Source organism: Pseudomonas yamanorum, from assembly GCF_013386765.1.
GTDB lineage: Bacteria > Pseudomonadota > Gammaproteobacteria > Pseudomonadales > Pseudomonadaceae > Aquipseudomonas > Aquipseudomonas yamanorum_A.
Genome location: NZ_JACARE010000030.1, coordinates 16,693 through 33,115, shown reverse-complemented (window position 1 = coordinate 33,115; position 16,423 = coordinate 16,693). Strand labels below are relative to the sequence as shown.

Below are 16,423 nucleotides of genomic sequence, written 5' to 3'. Positions count from 1 at the left end.
GAACCTAGGCAGAGGCCTGCAATGGATCAAAGCTGAAGTAATTCAACAGGGCGCTGATCACCTCCCCATATTCGGCGGGCGCCTGTGACACGCTGAACCCGGAGTCGTAATGCTGCGGGTTTATATCCTCATGGCACCACAGGCAGGTGGCCGTGAGGTCTACCGCCTGTACCTCGCCCTCGGGGCCGGGAATTTTCAGGCGCAGCTCGAATGCCACATCGACCATCATGGGCAATTGGCTGATCAACATCAGCCCTTTCTCGGAAACATTGCCCAAATAGCCAATGGGTTTGTCCGTCAGGCGATTGAAGACCTGAAGGAAGCAAGGTAACTGATGTCGCTCGATCCGCCGCTGCGTAAACATGATGAGGTCGCCATCCAATGGCCATGAGTGTGGCCGCTCCAGTGATTCGGAACGAGCCCAAAGGCCCGCTCTCCCCGGATATCGGTGCGACAACAGCCAATGCTTTGTCACCTTACAGCTGCCAAATCCGGGTATTCCATCCGTTCGAATAGAAACCTATACAAACCGATATTCAAAGATTAGCCCAAGACTGGCAACGAGCCAGCCATAGCATGACAAATATCATCAGAGTGACGCCGGACGCGGCTGGGCGGTACTGGCGCCGGGGTAATGCCCCAGCTGTTGCAGGGTATCCAGGCGTGCACGAGCGCGAAACGCGTACTCGCTCGCCGGGTACTGGCTGATGATGAACTGATAGGTTTGCGCCGCATCGACGAACAGTTTCTCCCGCTCCAGGCACTGCCCGCGCAACATCGAGACCTCCGGTTGCACGTAGCGCCGGGAACGGCTTTCACGGTCGACCTGGGACAACTCAAGGGTGACCCGCTGGCAATCGCCTACGCCGTAAGCGCGGTACGCATTGTTCAAATGATGGTCCATCGACCAACGGGTGCAGCCGACAACACTGACGGCCAGGGCAGCAATGATCACGATTCGCATGGGGGTTCTCCTGTCTTGTGCAGTGTATCGACCCTTCATCGAAAATCTTCAAGGTTGTTCATCTGTTCATGCAGAGTGAAAACAAGCGAATCATCGATAAGTAGTGCAAACGAACAATGACTACAACCAAAGAGCATAGTAGCCTTCCTCAGCGCTTGAACTCAGGAGTCCGTGCATGTCCGTCCGTCGTACCAAAATCGTCGCCACCCTTGGCCCGGCCAGTAACTCGCCGGAAGTCCTCGAACAGCTGATTCTGGCTGGCCTGGACGTTGCCCGTTTGAACTTCTCCCACGGCACCCCGGACGAGCACAAGGCTCGCGCCAAGCTGGTGCGTGACCTTGCCGCCAAACACGGCCGCTTCGTTGCACTGCTGGGTGACCTGCAAGGCCCGAAAATCCGTATCGCCAAATTCGCCAACAAGCGAATCGAGCTGAAGATCGGTGACAAGTTCACCTTCTCCACCAGCCACCCGCTGACCGAAGGCACTCAGGACGTAGTGGGTATCGACTACCCCGACCTGGTGAAAGACTGCGGCGTCGGCGACGAACTGCTGCTGGACGACGGTCGCGTGGTCATGCGCGTCGACACCGCCACCCCAACCGAATTGAACTGCACCGTGATCATCGGCGGCCCGCTGTCGGATCACAAAGGCATCAACCGCCGCGGCGGTGGCCTGACCGCTCCTGCCCTGACTGAAAAAGACAAGGCCGACATCAAGCTCGCCGCCGAAATGGAAGTGGACTACCTCGCGGTTTCCTTCCCGCGCGACGCTGCCGACATGGAATACGCCCGTAAACTGCGCGACGAAGCCGGCGGTACTGCCTGGCTGGTGGCGAAGATCGAACGCGCCGAAGCCGTGGCCGATGACGAAACCCTCGACGGCCTGATCAAGGCTTCCGACGCCGTGATGGTTGCCCGTGGCGACCTCGGTGTGGAAATCGGCGACGCCGAGCTGATCGGCATCCAGAAGAAAATCATCCTGCACGCACGTCGCCACAACAAAGCGGTGATCGTTGCGACCCAGATGATGGAGTCGATGATCCAGAACCCGATGCCAACCCGTGCCGAAGTGTCCGACGTGGCCAACGCCGTGCTCGACTACACCGACGCCGTGATGCTCTCGGCTGAAAGTGCTGCAGGCCCGTACCCGCTGGAAGCTGTGCAGGCCATGGCGCGCATCTGCGTCGGCGCTGAAAAGCACCCGACCAGCAAGACCTCCAGCCACCGCATCGGCAAAGTGTTCGAAAGCTGCGACCAGAGCATCGCCCTGGCCGCCATGTACACCGCCAACCACTTCCCGGGCGTGAAAGCGATCATCGCCTTGACCGAAAGTGGCTACACGCCGTTGATCATGTCGCGCATTCGTTCCTCGATCCCGATCTACGCATTCTCCCCGCACCGCGAAACCCAGGCCCGCGCGGCCATGTTCCGTGGTGTCTACACCGTACCGTTCGACCCGGCATCGCTGCCGCCTGAGCAAGTCAGCCAGGCCGCGATCGACGAGTTGCTCAAGCGCGGCGTAGTAGAGAAAGGCGACTGGGTCATCCTGACCAAGGGCGACAGCTACCACACCATCGGCGGCACCAACGGCATGAAGATCCTGCACGTTGGCGACCCAATGGTCTGAGTGACACGCTGAAAAACAAAAGCCCCGCCATGTGAATGGCGGGGCTTTTTGCATTGCAGATCGGGATGTTCCATTGGCTGGCAGGGCCTCATCGCAGGCAAGCCAGCTCCCACAGTTAATCGCGCTTCTTCAAGTCAACTCGGTCAACTGTGGGAGCTGGCTTGCCTGCGATGAGGCCCGTTCCCACAACACTTCTTCATCGCCTGGCGATAAACCCCGACAACGCCGCAATCGCCTCCGGCGACTTCAACCGCTGGGTAAACAACGCCCCCTCCTCCTCGATCACCCTGCGCAACTGCTCACGATCAACGCTTTTCATCAGATGCTTGCTGACCTGCACCGCGCCCGGCGCCAGGGTTTCGAACCGTCCGGCGACTTCCCGCGCCTTGGCCAAGGCAGATTCACCGCTGCCCAGTGCTTCGGTTGCGATGCCCCAGATAGCCGCCTGCTCACCGCTGAACCCTTCACCCAGCAGTAACAATTCCGCCGCCTTGGCATGCCCCAACAAGCGCGGCAGGATCAAGCTGGAGCCAAACTCCGGGCACAGTCCCAGGTTGACGAACGGCATGCGCAACCGCGCATCCCGGCTCACATACACCAGATCACAATGCAGCAGCAGCGTGGTACCAATCCCCACCGCCACGCCTGCCACCGCCGCAATCACCGGCTTGCGGCAATTGAGCAAACTGCGCATGAAGTGAAACACCGGGCTGTCGAGATCCGCCGGTGGTTGTTCAAGGAAGTCGCCGATGTCATTACCGGCGGTGAAGCATTCGCTGCTGCCCTGGATCAACACGGCATTGACGCCGTTATCGGCATCGGCCTGTTCCAGCGCCTCGGCCAGCTGGCTGTACATGGCGCGGGTCAGGGCGTTTTTCTTGTCCGGGCGGTTGAGCTGCAGGATCAGCAACCCGCGTTCGCGTTGCTGCAGGATGGCATCGGTCATGGCAAATCTCGCGGCTGGAAAATTCAGCGCTCAACCACGGGGCAGGAACACATCGGCCAGCAGTTGATTGCGCGGCAGTCCGGCCAGGAACAGGCGCTTGGAGAAGGCCTCGACGCTGGCAGGGTGCCCGCAGAGTAAGGCCAGAGTTTGCCGGGAAACAAGCCGCAGTTGCGCCAAAGCCTCGGTTGCCTCAGCCGCTGTCCACAGCTCAACCGTCACGTTCGGATGCGCCGCAGCCAGCTGCGCCAAAGGCCCGGCCAGATAATGACCGTTTGCGTCATGAGCCAGGTGAATGACCCGGATGGCGCCCTGGTGATCCTGGCGCAGGGCCTCGCGCAACACGCCCCACAGCGGGCCAAGTCCGGTGCCCGAGGCCAGCAGCCACAGCGGCCGGGATTGCCAGTCGGGATCGTATTGCAACGCGCCGCCCCGCAGTTCACCCAGGCGCAGGCTGTCGCCAACCTTTAACCGGCGGGCAGCATCGCTGAATTCACCGGGCAGGCGGCAATCGATGTGAAATTCGAGAAACGGGTCTTCCTGGGGCAGGCTGGCCAATGAGTAAGGTCGCGCAACGCTGCCCGCCCACAGCACCAGATGCTGCCCCGCCCGGTAGCGCAGGCCGCGTTCGGGTTGCAGCCGCAGGCGCAGTACGCTCGGGTTCAACCAGTCGACGCCCAGCACCGTCGCCGGCAGCCCGTCACGCAGCGGGTCAAACGCCTCGACCTGCACGTCCCCCGTGACCTGGCACTGGCAGGCCAGGCGCCAGCCGTCCTGGCGTTGCGCCGGGCTCAGGGCATCCGGTTGATTGTCCTGGATATCGCCCTGGCAACGCACCAGGCAGGCATGGCAACTGCCGGCGCGGCAGCTATAGGGCACGGCCACACCCGCCTGGTTCAGGGCATCCAGCAGGTTGCTGCCGGTGGCTACCGACCAGTGGCGTTCGCCGACGTGAAGTTCAGGCATAAAACTCTTCAACTGTAGGAGCGAGCTTGCTCGCGAAGGTCGCTAACGATAACGCGGGGCGCCTGACGAAACCCATCAGATTCACGTTTTTCGCGAGCAAGCTCGCTCCTACGGTGAATCGGGCCTGGCATTCATGACCATAGTCGGGTGTATCGGCCACCGCGGCGGGTTATACTGCCGCGCCTTTTTAGCGTCGCGCCTGCACCATACGGCGTGCCTTGGAAAGGTGCCTTCAGCCGACCGATTCACCTTACTGAAGACACCTTTATTGAATGTTCCCTTATAGAGGAGCGCGACTCATGACCGTGATCAAGCAAGACGACCTGATTCAGAGCGTTGCCGACGCCCTGCAATTCATTTCCTATTACCATCCCGTTGACTTCATCCAGGCGATGCACGAAGCCTACCTGCGCGAAGAATCGCCAGCGGCCCGTGACTCCATGGCACAGATCCTGATCAACTCGCGCATGTGTGCCACCGGCCACCGCCCGATCTGCCAGGACACCGGGATTGTCACCGTGTTCGTACGTGTGGGCATGGACGTGCGCTGGGATGGCGCCACCATGAGCCTGGACGACATGATCAACCAAGGCGTGCGCCAGGCCTACAACCTGCCGGAAAACGTCCTGCGGGCTTCGATCCTCGCCGACCCGGCCGGTGCGCGTAAAAACACCAAGGACAACACCCCTGCGGTGATCCACTACTCCATCGTCCCGGGTAACACCGTGGAAGTGGACGTGGCCGCCAAGGGCGGTGGTTCCGAGAACAAGTCGAAAATGGCCATGCTCAACCCGTCCGACTCGATCGTCGACTGGGTACTCAAGACCGTTCCGACCATGGGCGCCGGCTGGTGCCCACCGGGCATGCTCGGCATCGGCATCGGCGGCACCGCCGAGAAAGCTGCGGTGATGGCCAAGGAAGTGTTGATGGAATCCATCGACATCCACGAGCTGAAAAAGCGCGGCCCGTCCAACCGTATCGAAGAGATGCGCCTGGAGCTGTTCGAGAAGGTCAACCAACTGGGCATCGGCGCCCAGGGCCTGGGTGGCCTGACCACCGTGCTCGACGTGAAAATCATGGACTACCCGACCCACGCGGCCTCGCTGCCGGTGTGCATGATCCCCAACTGCGCCGCCACCCGTCACGCGCACTTCGTGCTCGACGGTTCGGGCCCTGCGTCGCTGGAAGCGCCACCGCTGGACGCCTACCCGGAAATCGTCTGGGAAGCCGGCCCGTCGGCCCGTCGCGTCAACCTCGACACCCTGACCCCGGAAGACGTGCAGAGCTGGAAGCCGGGCGAAACCGTGTTGCTCAACGGCAAGATGCTCACCGGTCGCGACGCGGCGCACAAGCGCATGGTCGAGATGCTGAACAAGGGCGAAACCCTGCCGGTGGACCTCAAGGGTCGCTTCATCTACTACGTCGGCCCGGTTGATCCGGTGCGCGAAGAAGTGGTTGGGCCTGCCGGTCCGACCACCGCCACGCGGATGGACAAGTTCACCCGCCAGATCCTCGAGCAAACCGGCCTGCTGGGCATGATCGGCAAATCCGAGCGCGGCCCGACCGCTATCGAAGCGATCAAGGACCACAAGGCGGTTTACCTGATGGCAGTGGGCGGCGCGGCTTACCTGGTGGCCCAGGCCATCAAGAAATCCCGCGTGGTGGCGTTCGCCGAACTGGGCATGGAAGCGATCTACGAGTTCGACGTCAAAGACATGCCGGTCACCGTTGCCGTTGATAGCAAGGGCGAGTCGGTACACATCACAGGTCCTGCCATCTGGCAGAAAAAGATCAGTGAAAGCCTGGCGGTAGAAGTGCAGTAAGCATTTCCCCTGTGGGATAAAAGGCGACCAATGCGGTCGCCTTTTTTATGCCATACACCTCTTACTGTGGCGAGGGAGCTTGCTCCCGCTGGACCGGGCTGGCGCTCCAGTGCGCAGCGCTCCCATTTTTTTGGGGCCGCTACGCGCCCCAGCGGGAGCAAGCTCCCTCGCCACAACAGCCATGCGCCTCATGCTATGGTGCTCGCCCCCAATTGCACTGTTCATCTTCGTATGATCGCGATCCCCCGCCCGTTGCGTTTGACCTTCTACTCCCTGCTGATCATTGCCGGTGCGATGCTGGCTGCCGCCTTGGCCACCCGCCACGCCGAACGCCTGGCCCTGGTGGACGACGCCGCCCGCGCCAATCAGCAGCTCATGCTCTATGGCAACTCGCTGCACACCCTGATCGAACGCTACCGCGCCCTGCCCGCCGTGCTGGCCCTCGACTCGGAGATGATCAGCGCCTTGAAAGGCCCGCTGGACACCGCCACCCAGGATTTGCTCAACCGCAAGCTGGAGCGCATCAACGGCGCCGCCCAATCTTCCACCCTGGAATTGATGGACCGCAACGGCCTGGCCGTGGCCGCCAGCAACTGGAACCTGCCCAGCAGTTATGTGGGACACAACTACGCGTTTCGCCCCTACTTCAGCCAGACCCTGAGCCAGGGCACCGGGCGCTTCTATGCGGTGGGGGTGACCACCGGGATTCCAGGGTATTTCCTGTCCAGTGCGGTGGTGGGCGAGAACGAACAGTTCCTCGGCGCCATGGTGGTCAAGCTGGAATTCCCCGAACTGGAGCGCGAATGGGCCCAGGGCAATGACCTGCTGCTGGTCAGCGATGCCCGGGGCATTGTGTTTATCGCCAACCAGCCGGGCTGGCGCTACCGCGCGCTGCGCCCGTTGTCGGACAGCGACCACGCCGAACTCAAGGCCACGCGCCAATACGACAAGAAACAACTGCTGCCGCTGGACGCCGAAGCCTTGCAGCGCTTTGACGAAAACAGCCACCTGATGCGCGTCGACGGCCCCGACGGCAAGGCCAACTACATTTGGGAATCCCTGCCGCTGAAGGCCGAAGGCTGGACCTTGCACCTGCTGCGCAAGCCACAGGTTGCCTTTGAAGACCAACGCAACGCCGGCCTCGCTGCCGCCGGTTCGTGGCTGGCGCTGGTGTTCCTGGTGCTGTTCCTGACTCAACGCTGGCGCCTGGCCCGCTTGCGCCAGCGCAGCCGTGAAGAACTTGAACAACTGGTGGAAGAACGCACCCGCGCCTTGCGCACCGCCCAGGATGGCCTGGTGCAGTCCGCCAAGCTCGCGGCGCTGGGGCAGATGTCTGCCGCCCTGGCCCACGAGATCAACCAGCCTTTGACCGCCCAGCGCATGCAGTTGGCAACCCTGCGGCTGCTGCTGGACCACGGCCGGGTGGACGACGCCTACCAGGCCCTGACCCCGCTGGACGACATGCTCACGCGCATGGCCGCCCTCACCGGCCACCTCAAGACCTTCGCCCGCAAGAGCCCCAGCGGCCTGCGCGAACGCCTCGACCTGGCCACAGTGGTGGACCAGTCCCTGCACTTGCTCGACGCCCGCCTGCGGGACGAAGCCATCGGCACAGTCCTCGACCTGACCCGCCCGGCCTGGGTCCGCGGCGACGCGATTCGCCTGGAACAGGTAATGATCAACCTGCTGCGCAACGCCCTCGACGCCATGGCCGACAAGCCGCGCAAGCGCCTGGAGATCCGTCTGCACGCCGACCAGCAACTGTGGCGCCTGACCGTCAGCGACAGCGGCGGCGGGATCGCCGAAGAACACCTCAACAGCGTGTTCGACCCGTTCTTCACCACCAAACCGGTGGGCGACGGGCTCGGCCTCGGCCTTGCAGTGTCGTACGCTATCGTCCACGAACTCGGCGGCCGCCTGAGCGCCGGCAATCAAGGTGACGGAGCGATCTTTACCCTGACCTTGCCCATCGCCCTGGAGACGCCAGAACTATGTTGAATGCGGTGATTGTGGTCGACGACGAAGCCAGCATTCGCACGGCCGTCGAGCAATGGCTGAGCCTGTCGGGCTTTGAGGTGCAGCTGTTCAGCCGTGCCGAGGAATGCCTGGCGCAATTGCCCAGGGATTTTCCCGGGGTGATCCTGAGCGATGTGCGCATGCCCGGCCTCAGCGGGCTGGAGTTGCTGGCCGAAGTGCAGCGGCGCGACGCCGACCTGCCGGTGATTCTGCTCACCGGCCACGGCGATGTGCCGATGGCCGTCGAAGCCATGCGCGATGGCGCCTACGACTTCCTCGAAAAACCCTTCAGCCCCGAAGCCCTGCTCAGCAGCCTGCGCCGGGCGCTGGACAAGCGCGGCCTGGTGCTGGAAAACCGCCGCCTGCATCAACAGGCCGATCACCGGGCCCAACTGGAATCCAGCCTGCTGGGGGTGTCCCGGGGTTTGCAGAACCTGCGCCGGCAAGTGCTGGACCTGGCAGGTCTTCCGGTCAACGTGCTGATTCGCGGCGAAACCGGCAGCGGCAAGGAACTGGTCGCCCGTTGCCTGCATGATTTCGGCCCCCGTGCGAAGAAGCCGTTTGTGGCGCTGAACTGCGCAGCGATTCCCGAGCAGCTGTTTGAAGCCGAGCTGTTCGGCCATGAAAGTGGCGCGTTTACCGGCGCCCAGGGCAAGCGCATTGGCAAGCTGGAATACGCCGACGGTGGCACGCTGTTTCTTGATGAGATCGAAAGCATGCCCCTGGCCCAGCAGGTGAAATTGCTGCGGGTGTTGCAGGAGCAGAAGCTGGAGCGGCTCGGCTCCAATCAAAGCATCAAGGTGGACTTGCGGATCATCGCCGCCACCAAGCCGGACCTGCTGGATGAAGCCCGTGCCGGACGCTTTCGCGAGGATTTGGCCTACCGCCTGACCGTCGCGCAACTGCGCCTGCCACCGCTACGCGAGCGCCGGGAAGACATTCCGCTGCTGTTCGAGCACTTTGCACACAGCGCCGCCGAACGCCTGGGCCGCAACTTTGCACCGTTGAGCGGGCCGGCGCTGGGCCGCCTGCTCAGCCATGACTGGCCGGGCAATGTGCGGGAACTGGCCAACGTCGCCGAGCGCCAGGTACTGGGGCTGGGTGAACCGGAGCCGGAAGGCATCGAAGCCGGGCAATCCCTGGCGGCCCAGCAGGAAGCATTTGAAGCCCACTGCCTGAAAGCCGCGCTGACCCGGCACAAAGGCGATATCAAGGCGGTGCTGGCCGAACTGCAACTGCCCCGGCGCACCTTCAATGAAAAGATGCAGCGCCATGGCTTGGCGCGGGACTCGTTCCTCTAAACCGGTTCTTGTATCGCCGGGTGGGGCGCCATCGCAGGCAAGCCAGCTCCCACCTTTTGATTTGTGAATACATTCAAAGGTGGGAGCTGGCTTGCCTGCGATGAGGCCCGCAACCATAAGCGGATTTCCGCTCACGCCCCTTGATTCATCAGCAACTTTCCGCTCAAAAATTTCCGCAAACCCTTCTAGACCGGGCCTTCACCTGTTTGGCACAGCTCCTGCTATAGCCCCGACCAGGCTGCGCTAGCGCGCGCTCCACAAAAACAATTAGATGAAGGATCCTTAAATGGATAACTCCAACTCCCTGCCTCTGGGGTCGGCGGCTGCGCCGGCAAAAGCACGCACCACCTCCAGCCGGATCAAGTCGATCTTCAGCGGATCGGTCGGCAACATGGTCGAGTGGTACGACTGGTACGTCTACGCCGCATTCTCGCTGTACTTCGCCAAGACCTTTTTCCCGAAAGGCGACACCACCGCCCAACTCCTGAACACCGCCGCGATCTTCGCCGTGGGTTTCCTGATGCGCCCGATCGGTGGCTGGCTGATGGGCCTGTACGCCGACAAGGTTGGCCGCAAAAAAGCCTTGATGGCCTCGGTGTACCTGATGTGCTTCGGCTCGCTGCTGATTGCCCTGAGCCCGGGCTATGAAGCCATCGGCATCGGCGCACCGATCCTGCTGGTGTTTGCCCGCTTGCTGCAGGGCCTGTCGGTTGGTGGCGAATACGGTACCTCCGCCACTTACCTCAGCGAAATGGCGACCAAGGAACGTCGGGGTTTCTACTCCAGCTTCCAGTACGTAACCCTGATCTCTGGCCAGCTCATCGCCCTTGGCGTGCTAATCGTGCTGCAACAGACCCTCACCACCGAGCAGCTGTACGACTGGGGCTGGCGTATCCCGTTTGCCATCGGCGCGCTGTGCGCGGTAGTGGCGCTGTACCTGCGTCGCGGCATGGAAGAGACCGAGTCGTTCACCAAGAAAGAAAAGGCCAAGGAAAGCGCCATGCGCACCTTGATGCGCCACCCCAAGGAACTGATGACCGTGGTCGGCCTGACCATGGGCGGCACCCTGGCGTTCTACACCTACACCACCTACATGCAGAAATACCTGGTGAACACGGTCGGCATGAGCATCTCCGACTCCACCACCATTTCGGCGGCGACGCTGTTTCTGTTCATGTGCTTGCAACCCATCATCGGCGGGCTGTCGGACAAGGTTGGCCGTCGGCCGATCCTGATTGCCTTCGGCGTCCTCGGCACCCTGTTCACCGTGCCGATCCTCACCACCCTGCACACCATCCAGACCTGGTGGGGCGCGTTCTTCCTGATCATGGCGGCGCTGATCATCGTCAGTGGCTACACCTCGATCAACGCGGTGGTGAAGGCTGAGCTGTTCCCTACCGAAATCCGCGCCCTGGGCGTTGGCCTGCCGTATGCACTGACCGTGTCGATCTTCGGCGGCACCGCTGAATACATCGCGCTGTGGTTCAAGAGCATTGGCATGGAAACCGGCTACTACTGGTACGTCACCGCGTGTATTGCAGTGTCGCTGTTGGTGTATGTGACCATGAAGGACACCCGCAAGCATTCGCGGATTACCACGGACTAAGGGTTCTGCAGGTGTAAAAAAGGGGCCGTGTCAGTAGATGACACGGCCCCTTTTCATTGGCTAAGACTTCGCCTCAGTGCACTATGATGCCCTCCCCCGAACCGCGCAGCAGGAACCCCGGCCATGTCCGACGATATCCATTTCTACGAACCCGCCAACGGCCACGGCCTGCCCCATGACCCGTTCAATGCGATTGTCGGCCCGCGCCCGATTGGCTGGATTTCGTCCCACGACAGTCAGGGCCGCCTGAACCTCGCGCCCTACAGTTTCTTCAACGCCTTCAACTACATTCCGCCGATCATTGGGTTTTCCAGTGTCGGGCGCAAAGACAGCCTGAACAATATCGAACAGACCGGCGAATTCGTGTGGAACCTGGCCACCCGCCCGCTGGCCGAGCAGATGAACCAGAGTTGCGCGCCGGTATCGCCCGAGGTCAACGAGTTTGAATTGGCCGGCTTGACGCCGGTGGCGTCGAAGGTGATCGCCGTGCCTCGCGTGGGTGAGAGCCCGGTGTCGTTCGAGTGCAAGGTGACGCAGATCATTCAGCTGCAGCGCGCCGACAAGGAGCTGGTGCCAAGCTGGCTGGTGCTTGGCGAGGTGGTTGCGGTGCATATCGCCAAATGGCTGCTGAAAGACGGGGTGTACGACACCGCTGCCGCCGAGCCGATCCTGCGTGGAGGCGGCCCGGCGGATTATTTTCAGTTGGGGCCAGAGGCCTTGTTCAAGATGTACCGACCGTAGGAGCAAGCTTGCTCGCGATGGTCGTTAACGATAACGCGGGGAGCCTGACACCCAACGGCGCTCTCCGGTTTTTCGCGAGCAAGCTCGCTCCTACACGACCGCCGCCCAGGTCAACTGGCCTTCTTCGTCAACATCGACCAGGCGCTCCAGTTGCCGGGCAGCCGCATCATCAGCGTCATCGGCAGTCTTGAAGGTTTGTCCATCGAGGATCTTGTGAAAGCGCGGTGCACCCATGCCATCCAGCGCCTTGACGGCGATGGCGGCGCTATAGCCACCCTCATCTTCACGCACCAAGGCGGAAACGGCTTCGTGGTGGGCAAACTCTTTACGTGCCATGTTGCAGGTCCTGGCCAATGGGAAAGGCGGCCATTCTAAAGCACTAGCCCGCCAGTTGCAGGTACTCACCATAGGCGTTGACGGCCGAAGCGTCGGTAAAGGTCTGGAAGTCCATGCTGCGCACTACCATGTCATTCAACAACTCGGTGAAGACCATCAGCGCCGGCGAGCTGAAGTAGGCGCTCATCGCCTGCTGGCTGCTCCAGAAGCCCGACACCAACCACACATCCGGGTCGGCCAGGGAGTGCTGCAACGAGAATTGCAGGCAGCCCGGAGCCTGACGGCCCGGTTCGATCAAACTGCTCAAGCGTGCACCCAGTTCGGTGCTGTACCCGGTACGGGCACGGATAAAGGCCATATGGCTCGCGGGAATGGGGGTGGACATGTTCGACTCTCCCGTTGAGAAGTGATGCTCGGCAAGCACTGTGAGGGCGTGTTGCCACAGGATCAAAGATACGGGCGCAGGTGCGTATACGGTTAGTCGATTCCTGCCGGCTTATTGCACAATCCTGCGAGATGCGTAGATATAGCAATCGGCCTGCGGATTTTATTCCCGGCATGACTGCCGTATTTCAGGGGCATGACAGCCTCCGGCTTGCCTGATTCACGAATTTTCGCAGGATCAGGCAAGGATTGTGCAGAATCGAAGTACCGCTTTTTGCAAAGCCGCCTTTAAGCTGTGCCCATCGTCAAAAGCACCCGAGGATGTCCCATGTCGTCGCCAGAACTTCGCTCCACACCCCTCGACGCCGATATGGAAAAGCAGCGCGCAGAACTCGCCGGCATCGTGCGCCGGCATACCTGGGAGGATGGTTCCTACGGCACGGCGATCACTTCGCTGTACCTCAACCGCCACAACACCCCACGGGATTTCATGCCGGTCCTGGTGGAGCCTGCACTGTGCATTCTCGCCCAGGGCAGCAAGGAAGTGCGCCTGGCGGATGAGGTCTTCGCCTACGACCCGCTCAATTACCTGGTGTTCTCGGTGTCGATGCCGGTGGCCGGGCGTATCCTCGATGCCACGCCGGAAGACCCCAACCTGTCGATTCGGGTCAACATCGACCCGGCGCAAATCACCGCGCTGATTGCCGAGGCCGGCCCCATGGGTGTGCCTACTCGCCCGACGTCCCGGGGGATGTATGTCGACCGCCTGGACAACCAGTTGCTCGACGCCGTGTTGCGCCTGACGCGGTTGCTGGACACACCGAAAGACATCGCGATGCTGGCGCCGTTGATCAATCGCGAAATTCTCTATCGCCTGTTGCGTGGCCCACAGGGTTATCGGCTGTATGAAATCGCCGTCGCCAACAGTCAGAGCCATCGGGTCAGCCAGGCGATCACCTGGTTGAACGGCAACTACGAACAGCCCTTGCGCATTGATGACCTGGCCAAGGAAGTGAACCTCAGCGTCTCGACCTTGCACCACCGCTTCAAGGCGATGACCGCCATGAGCCCGTTGCAGTATCAGAAGCAGTTGCGCTTGCAGGAGGCTCGGCGGCTGATGATCGCCGAAGGCCTGGAAGCCTCGGCGGCGGGCTATCGGGTGGGCTATGAAAGCGCCTCGCAGTTCAGCCGCGAATACAGCCGGCTGTTTGGCGCGCCGCCGTTGCGCGATCTGGCCCGGCTGCGCCAGAGCGTCTAGCCCAATCCTGAAAACAGCACAGATCAAATGTGGGAGCTGGCTTGCCTGCGATAGCGGCGGGTCAGGCAATGAGTCTGTATCTGGCAGGCCGCCATCGCAGGCAAGCCAGCTCCTACCGTGAATCGCGTTGCACGTTTAATCGAGGCTGCGGGGCAGTTGCAAGGTCACCCGCAACCCACCCTCGCGCAAATTCTGCAAACTCACTTCTCCCCCGTGGCTGTGGGCAATGTTGCGGGCAATGCCCAGCCCCAGCCCATACCCCTGCTGCTGCCCGGCCAAACGGAAGTGCGGTTCAAAGACTTGCTCCAGGCGCTGCTCCGGCACACCCGGGCCTTCGTCATCGACGTGAAGGATGAATTCCGCACCATCGTCTTCGATATGCAAATGGGCGTTCTGCCCGTACTTCAAGGCGTTGTCGATCAGGTTGCCGATGCAGCGCTTGAGCGCCAGCGGCTTGCCCGGATAGGTGGTGAGCGCACGGCCATGCTGGGTCACGCGGCCGTTGCCATTGGGCGCCAGGTACGGCTCCACCAGGCAGTCGAGCACGTGGTTGAGGTCCACCGGTTCGATGTTCTCGTGGATGTCCGTGTCTTTCACACACTGCAACGCGCCCTTGACCAGCAACTCCAGCTCATCCAGGTCGCGACCGAATTTGGTTTGCAGGTTCTCGTCTTCCAGCAACTCCACCCGCAACCGCAAGCGCGTGATGGGTGTGCGCAAGTCGTGGGAAATCGCGCTGAACAGCTGGCTGCGTTCGGTCAGGTAACGACTGATGCGTTCGCGCATCGCATTGAACGCACGACCCACTTCCACCACTTCGCTGCCGCCGCCTTCGGCCACCGGCTCCACGTCGGCGCCCAGGGACATGTCACGCGCGGCCCGTGCCAGGCGCTTGAGCGGCCGGCTCTGCCAGTGCACCAGCAGGCCGATAAACAGCAGCAGGAAGCCGCTGGTGAGCACGATGAACCACACCTGCTGGGACGGCAGGCCTTGTTCTTCAAGGCTGGTGTAGGGTTCGGGCAACAAGGACGCGATGTACAGCCATTCGCCCTGGGCCAGCTGGATCTGAGTCACCAGGACCGGCGGATTGACCGGCTCCAGGGTCAGCGCGTAATGCGCCCAGGAACGCGGCAGTTCATCGAGTTTCAAGCCGGCGTTGAAGATGCGCAGGTCTTCGGCGCTGACGAATTCCACCGAGACATGCACGTCGCTGCCCAGGGTCTGGCGCAACACTTCTTCGACCGCACCGAGCACCGCCTGCTTGCGCGGGGTTTGCGGCAACACGGCCATGTCCAGGGGCTTGTCATTGAGGGTCACGACAAACCGCGTACCGCCCATGCTGCGCAACTGGTCCAGCACCAAGGGCCGAAACGCCACCGGCAAGGACCGGAAATAACTGACGCTGGCGGTCATCGAATGCGCCAGGCTGCGGGCGGCCGTCACCAGGCCTTCGAGCTGGGTGGCGCGCAGTTGCGACACCCAGATCACGCTGGACAACGTCTGGGCAAACAGCACCGCCAACAGGGTCAGCAGTAACATCCGCCCCAGCAGCGAGCGCGGTACCGGGATCCGCCGGCGCAGTTCACGCAGGCGCTCAGTGGGCATTGCCGGCAACCACGCTGGCTGCCAATTGATAGCCACTGCCGCGCACGGTGCGGATCAGCCGGGGTGGTTTTTCGGTGTCGCGCAGGCGTTGGCGCAGGCGGCTGACGGCCATGTCGACAATCCGGTCCAGGGGCATCAGGTCACGGCCACGGGTGGCGTTGCCGATGGTGTCGCGGTCGAGGATTTGCTGGGGATGGTCGAGAAACAGTTTGAGCAGGGCAAAGTCGGCACCGGAGAGGATCACTTCCTCGCCGTCGACGTGGAACAGCCGGTGGCTGACCATGTCCAGGCGCCACTCGCCAAATACCAGCACCTCGCCACCACTGCGCTCCTGGCCAAACTGGGCACGGCGCAACAAGGCCTTGACCCGCGCCTGCAACTCGCGGGGGCTGAAAGGTTTGCCGATGTAATCGTCGGCGCCCAGCTCCAGGCCGATCACGCGGTCGGCCTCGTCGGAACTGGCGGTGAGCATGATGATCGGCACCTGGGCCTGGCGCGGGTGCTGGCGGATCCAGCGGCAAAGGCTGAAACCGTCTTCGTCCGGCAGCATTACATCAAGGATCACCAGGTCGCAGGGCGCTTCGTTCATCGCCTGGCGGAACCCCGCACCATCCGGCACGCCACGCACCTGGAAACCGGCGCGGCTGAGGTAGGTTTGCAGCAACTCGCGGATTTCCTGGTCGTCGTCGACCAGGAGAATGGATTTACTGATAACGCTCACGGGGGTCGTCCTTGTTGTTAGGGATGGGACGGGCTTAATAATTCGTTGTTATGGAGGGCCTCATCGCAGGCAAGCCAGCTCCCACATTTGGAATGCATTCCCCTGTGGGAGCTGGCTTGCCTGCGATGGCGC

The 16,423-nt window shown here is 62.0% G+C and carries 15 protein-coding genes and 1 pseudogene; 8 read left to right on the top strand and 8 right to left on the bottom strand.

Annotation, left to right across the window (positions count from 1 at the left end; all coding sequences use genetic code 11):
- Positions 1-4: 4 nt before the first annotated feature.
- Positions 5-364, bottom strand: a complete 360-nt coding sequence (locus tag HX875_RS22925; RefSeq protein WP_177045981.1) for a PilZ domain-containing protein — start codon at positions 362-364, stop codon at positions 5-7.
- A gap of 225 nt (positions 365-589) precedes the next feature.
- The gene (locus HX875_RS22920; RefSeq protein ID WP_177045979.1) at positions 590-964 is read right to left on the bottom strand and encodes a tetratricopeptide repeat protein; all 375 of its coding nucleotides are present in this window, start codon (positions 962-964) and stop codon (positions 590-592) included.
- Between the two features lie 175 nt (positions 965-1,139).
- On the opposite strand from HX875_RS22920, the gene pyk reads away from it, so the two are divergent.
- Positions 1,140-2,591 (top strand): pyruvate kinase, encoded by a 1,452-nt coding sequence (pyk, locus tag HX875_RS22915; protein ID WP_177045977.1) that lies wholly within the window; start codon positions 1,140-1,142, stop codon positions 2,589-2,591.
- Between the two features lie 196 nt (positions 2,592-2,787).
- Here pyk and HX875_RS22910 read toward each other — a convergent pair whose 3' ends face one another.
- Entirely contained in the window at positions 2,788-3,537 is a 750-nt protein-coding gene (locus HX875_RS22910) for an enoyl-CoA hydratase-related protein (RefSeq protein ID WP_177045975.1), read from the bottom strand.
- A gap of 30 nt (positions 3,538-3,567) precedes the next feature.
- Entirely contained in the window at positions 3,568-4,500 is a 933-nt protein-coding gene (locus HX875_RS22905; protein WP_177045973.1) for an iron-sulfur-binding ferredoxin reductase, read from the bottom strand.
- Between the two features lie 299 nt (positions 4,501-4,799).
- On the opposite strand from HX875_RS22905, the gene HX875_RS22900 reads away from it, so the two are divergent.
- The 6 genes and pseudogenes from HX875_RS22900 to HX875_RS33215 all read left to right on the top strand — a co-directional run.
- On the top strand, positions 4,800-6,323 hold the full coding sequence (locus HX875_RS22900) for a fumarate hydratase (RefSeq protein ID WP_003214142.1): 1,524 nt from the start codon (positions 4,800-4,802) through the stop codon (positions 6,321-6,323).
- A 231-nt stretch (positions 6,324-6,554) separates the two neighbouring features.
- Entirely contained in the window at positions 6,555-8,321 is a 1,767-nt protein-coding gene (locus HX875_RS22895) for an ATP-binding protein (RefSeq protein WP_177045971.1), read from the top strand.
- Positions 8,315-9,640, top strand: coding sequence for a sigma-54-dependent transcriptional regulator (locus HX875_RS22890; protein ID WP_177045969.1), 1,326 nt, complete (start codon positions 8,315-8,317; stop codon positions 9,638-9,640). Before HX875_RS22895 ends, HX875_RS22890 begins: the two co-directional genes overlap by 7 nt.
- A gap of 286 nt (positions 9,641-9,926) precedes the next feature.
- Entirely contained in the window at positions 9,927-11,246 is a 1,320-nt protein-coding gene (locus tag HX875_RS22885; RefSeq protein WP_177045967.1) for an MFS transporter, read from the top strand.
- A 123-nt stretch (positions 11,247-11,369) separates the two neighbouring features.
- Entirely contained in the window at positions 11,370-11,987 is a 618-nt protein-coding gene (locus tag HX875_RS22880; protein ID WP_177045965.1) for a flavin reductase family protein, read from the top strand.
- Between the two features lie 17 nt (positions 11,988-12,004).
- Positions 12,005-12,082: pseudogene (locus tag HX875_RS33215) on the top strand (outer membrane lipoprotein carrier protein LolA); the annotation flags it as partial.
- Here the strand turns inward: HX875_RS33215 and HX875_RS22875 are convergent.
- Complete coding sequence (locus HX875_RS22875) at positions 12,078-12,323, bottom strand: hypothetical protein (RefSeq protein WP_177045963.1); 246 nt, start codon at positions 12,321-12,323, stop codon at positions 12,078-12,080. The pseudogene HX875_RS33215 and the gene HX875_RS22875 overlap by 5 nt on opposite strands.
- Positions 12,324-12,366: 43 nt before the next feature.
- Positions 12,367-12,708: an antibiotic biosynthesis monooxygenase family protein gene (locus HX875_RS22870; protein ID WP_177045961.1), complete on the bottom strand. Its 342-nt coding sequence runs from the start codon at positions 12,706-12,708 to the stop codon at positions 12,367-12,369.
- A 327-nt stretch (positions 12,709-13,035) separates the two neighbouring features.
- On the opposite strand from HX875_RS22870, the gene HX875_RS22865 reads away from it, so the two are divergent.
- Positions 13,036-13,965: an AraC family transcriptional regulator gene (locus HX875_RS22865; RefSeq protein ID WP_177045959.1), complete on the top strand. Its 930-nt coding sequence runs from the start codon at positions 13,036-13,038 to the stop codon at positions 13,963-13,965.
- Between the two features lie 135 nt (positions 13,966-14,100).
- Here HX875_RS22865 and HX875_RS22860 read toward each other — a convergent pair whose 3' ends face one another.
- Together HX875_RS22860 and HX875_RS22855 are read right to left on the bottom strand one after the other, a co-directional pair.
- Positions 14,101-15,570 carry an ATP-binding protein gene (locus HX875_RS22860; protein ID WP_177045957.1) on the bottom strand — a complete coding sequence of 490 codons (1,470 nt, stop codon included), beginning with the start codon at positions 15,568-15,570 and terminating at the stop codon, positions 14,101-14,103.
- Positions 15,560-16,291: a response regulator gene (locus tag HX875_RS22855; RefSeq protein WP_010169994.1), complete on the bottom strand. Its 732-nt coding sequence runs from the start codon at positions 16,289-16,291 to the stop codon at positions 15,560-15,562. Before HX875_RS22855 ends, HX875_RS22860 begins: the two co-directional genes overlap by 11 nt.
- Positions 16,292-16,423: the final 132 nt, after the last annotated feature.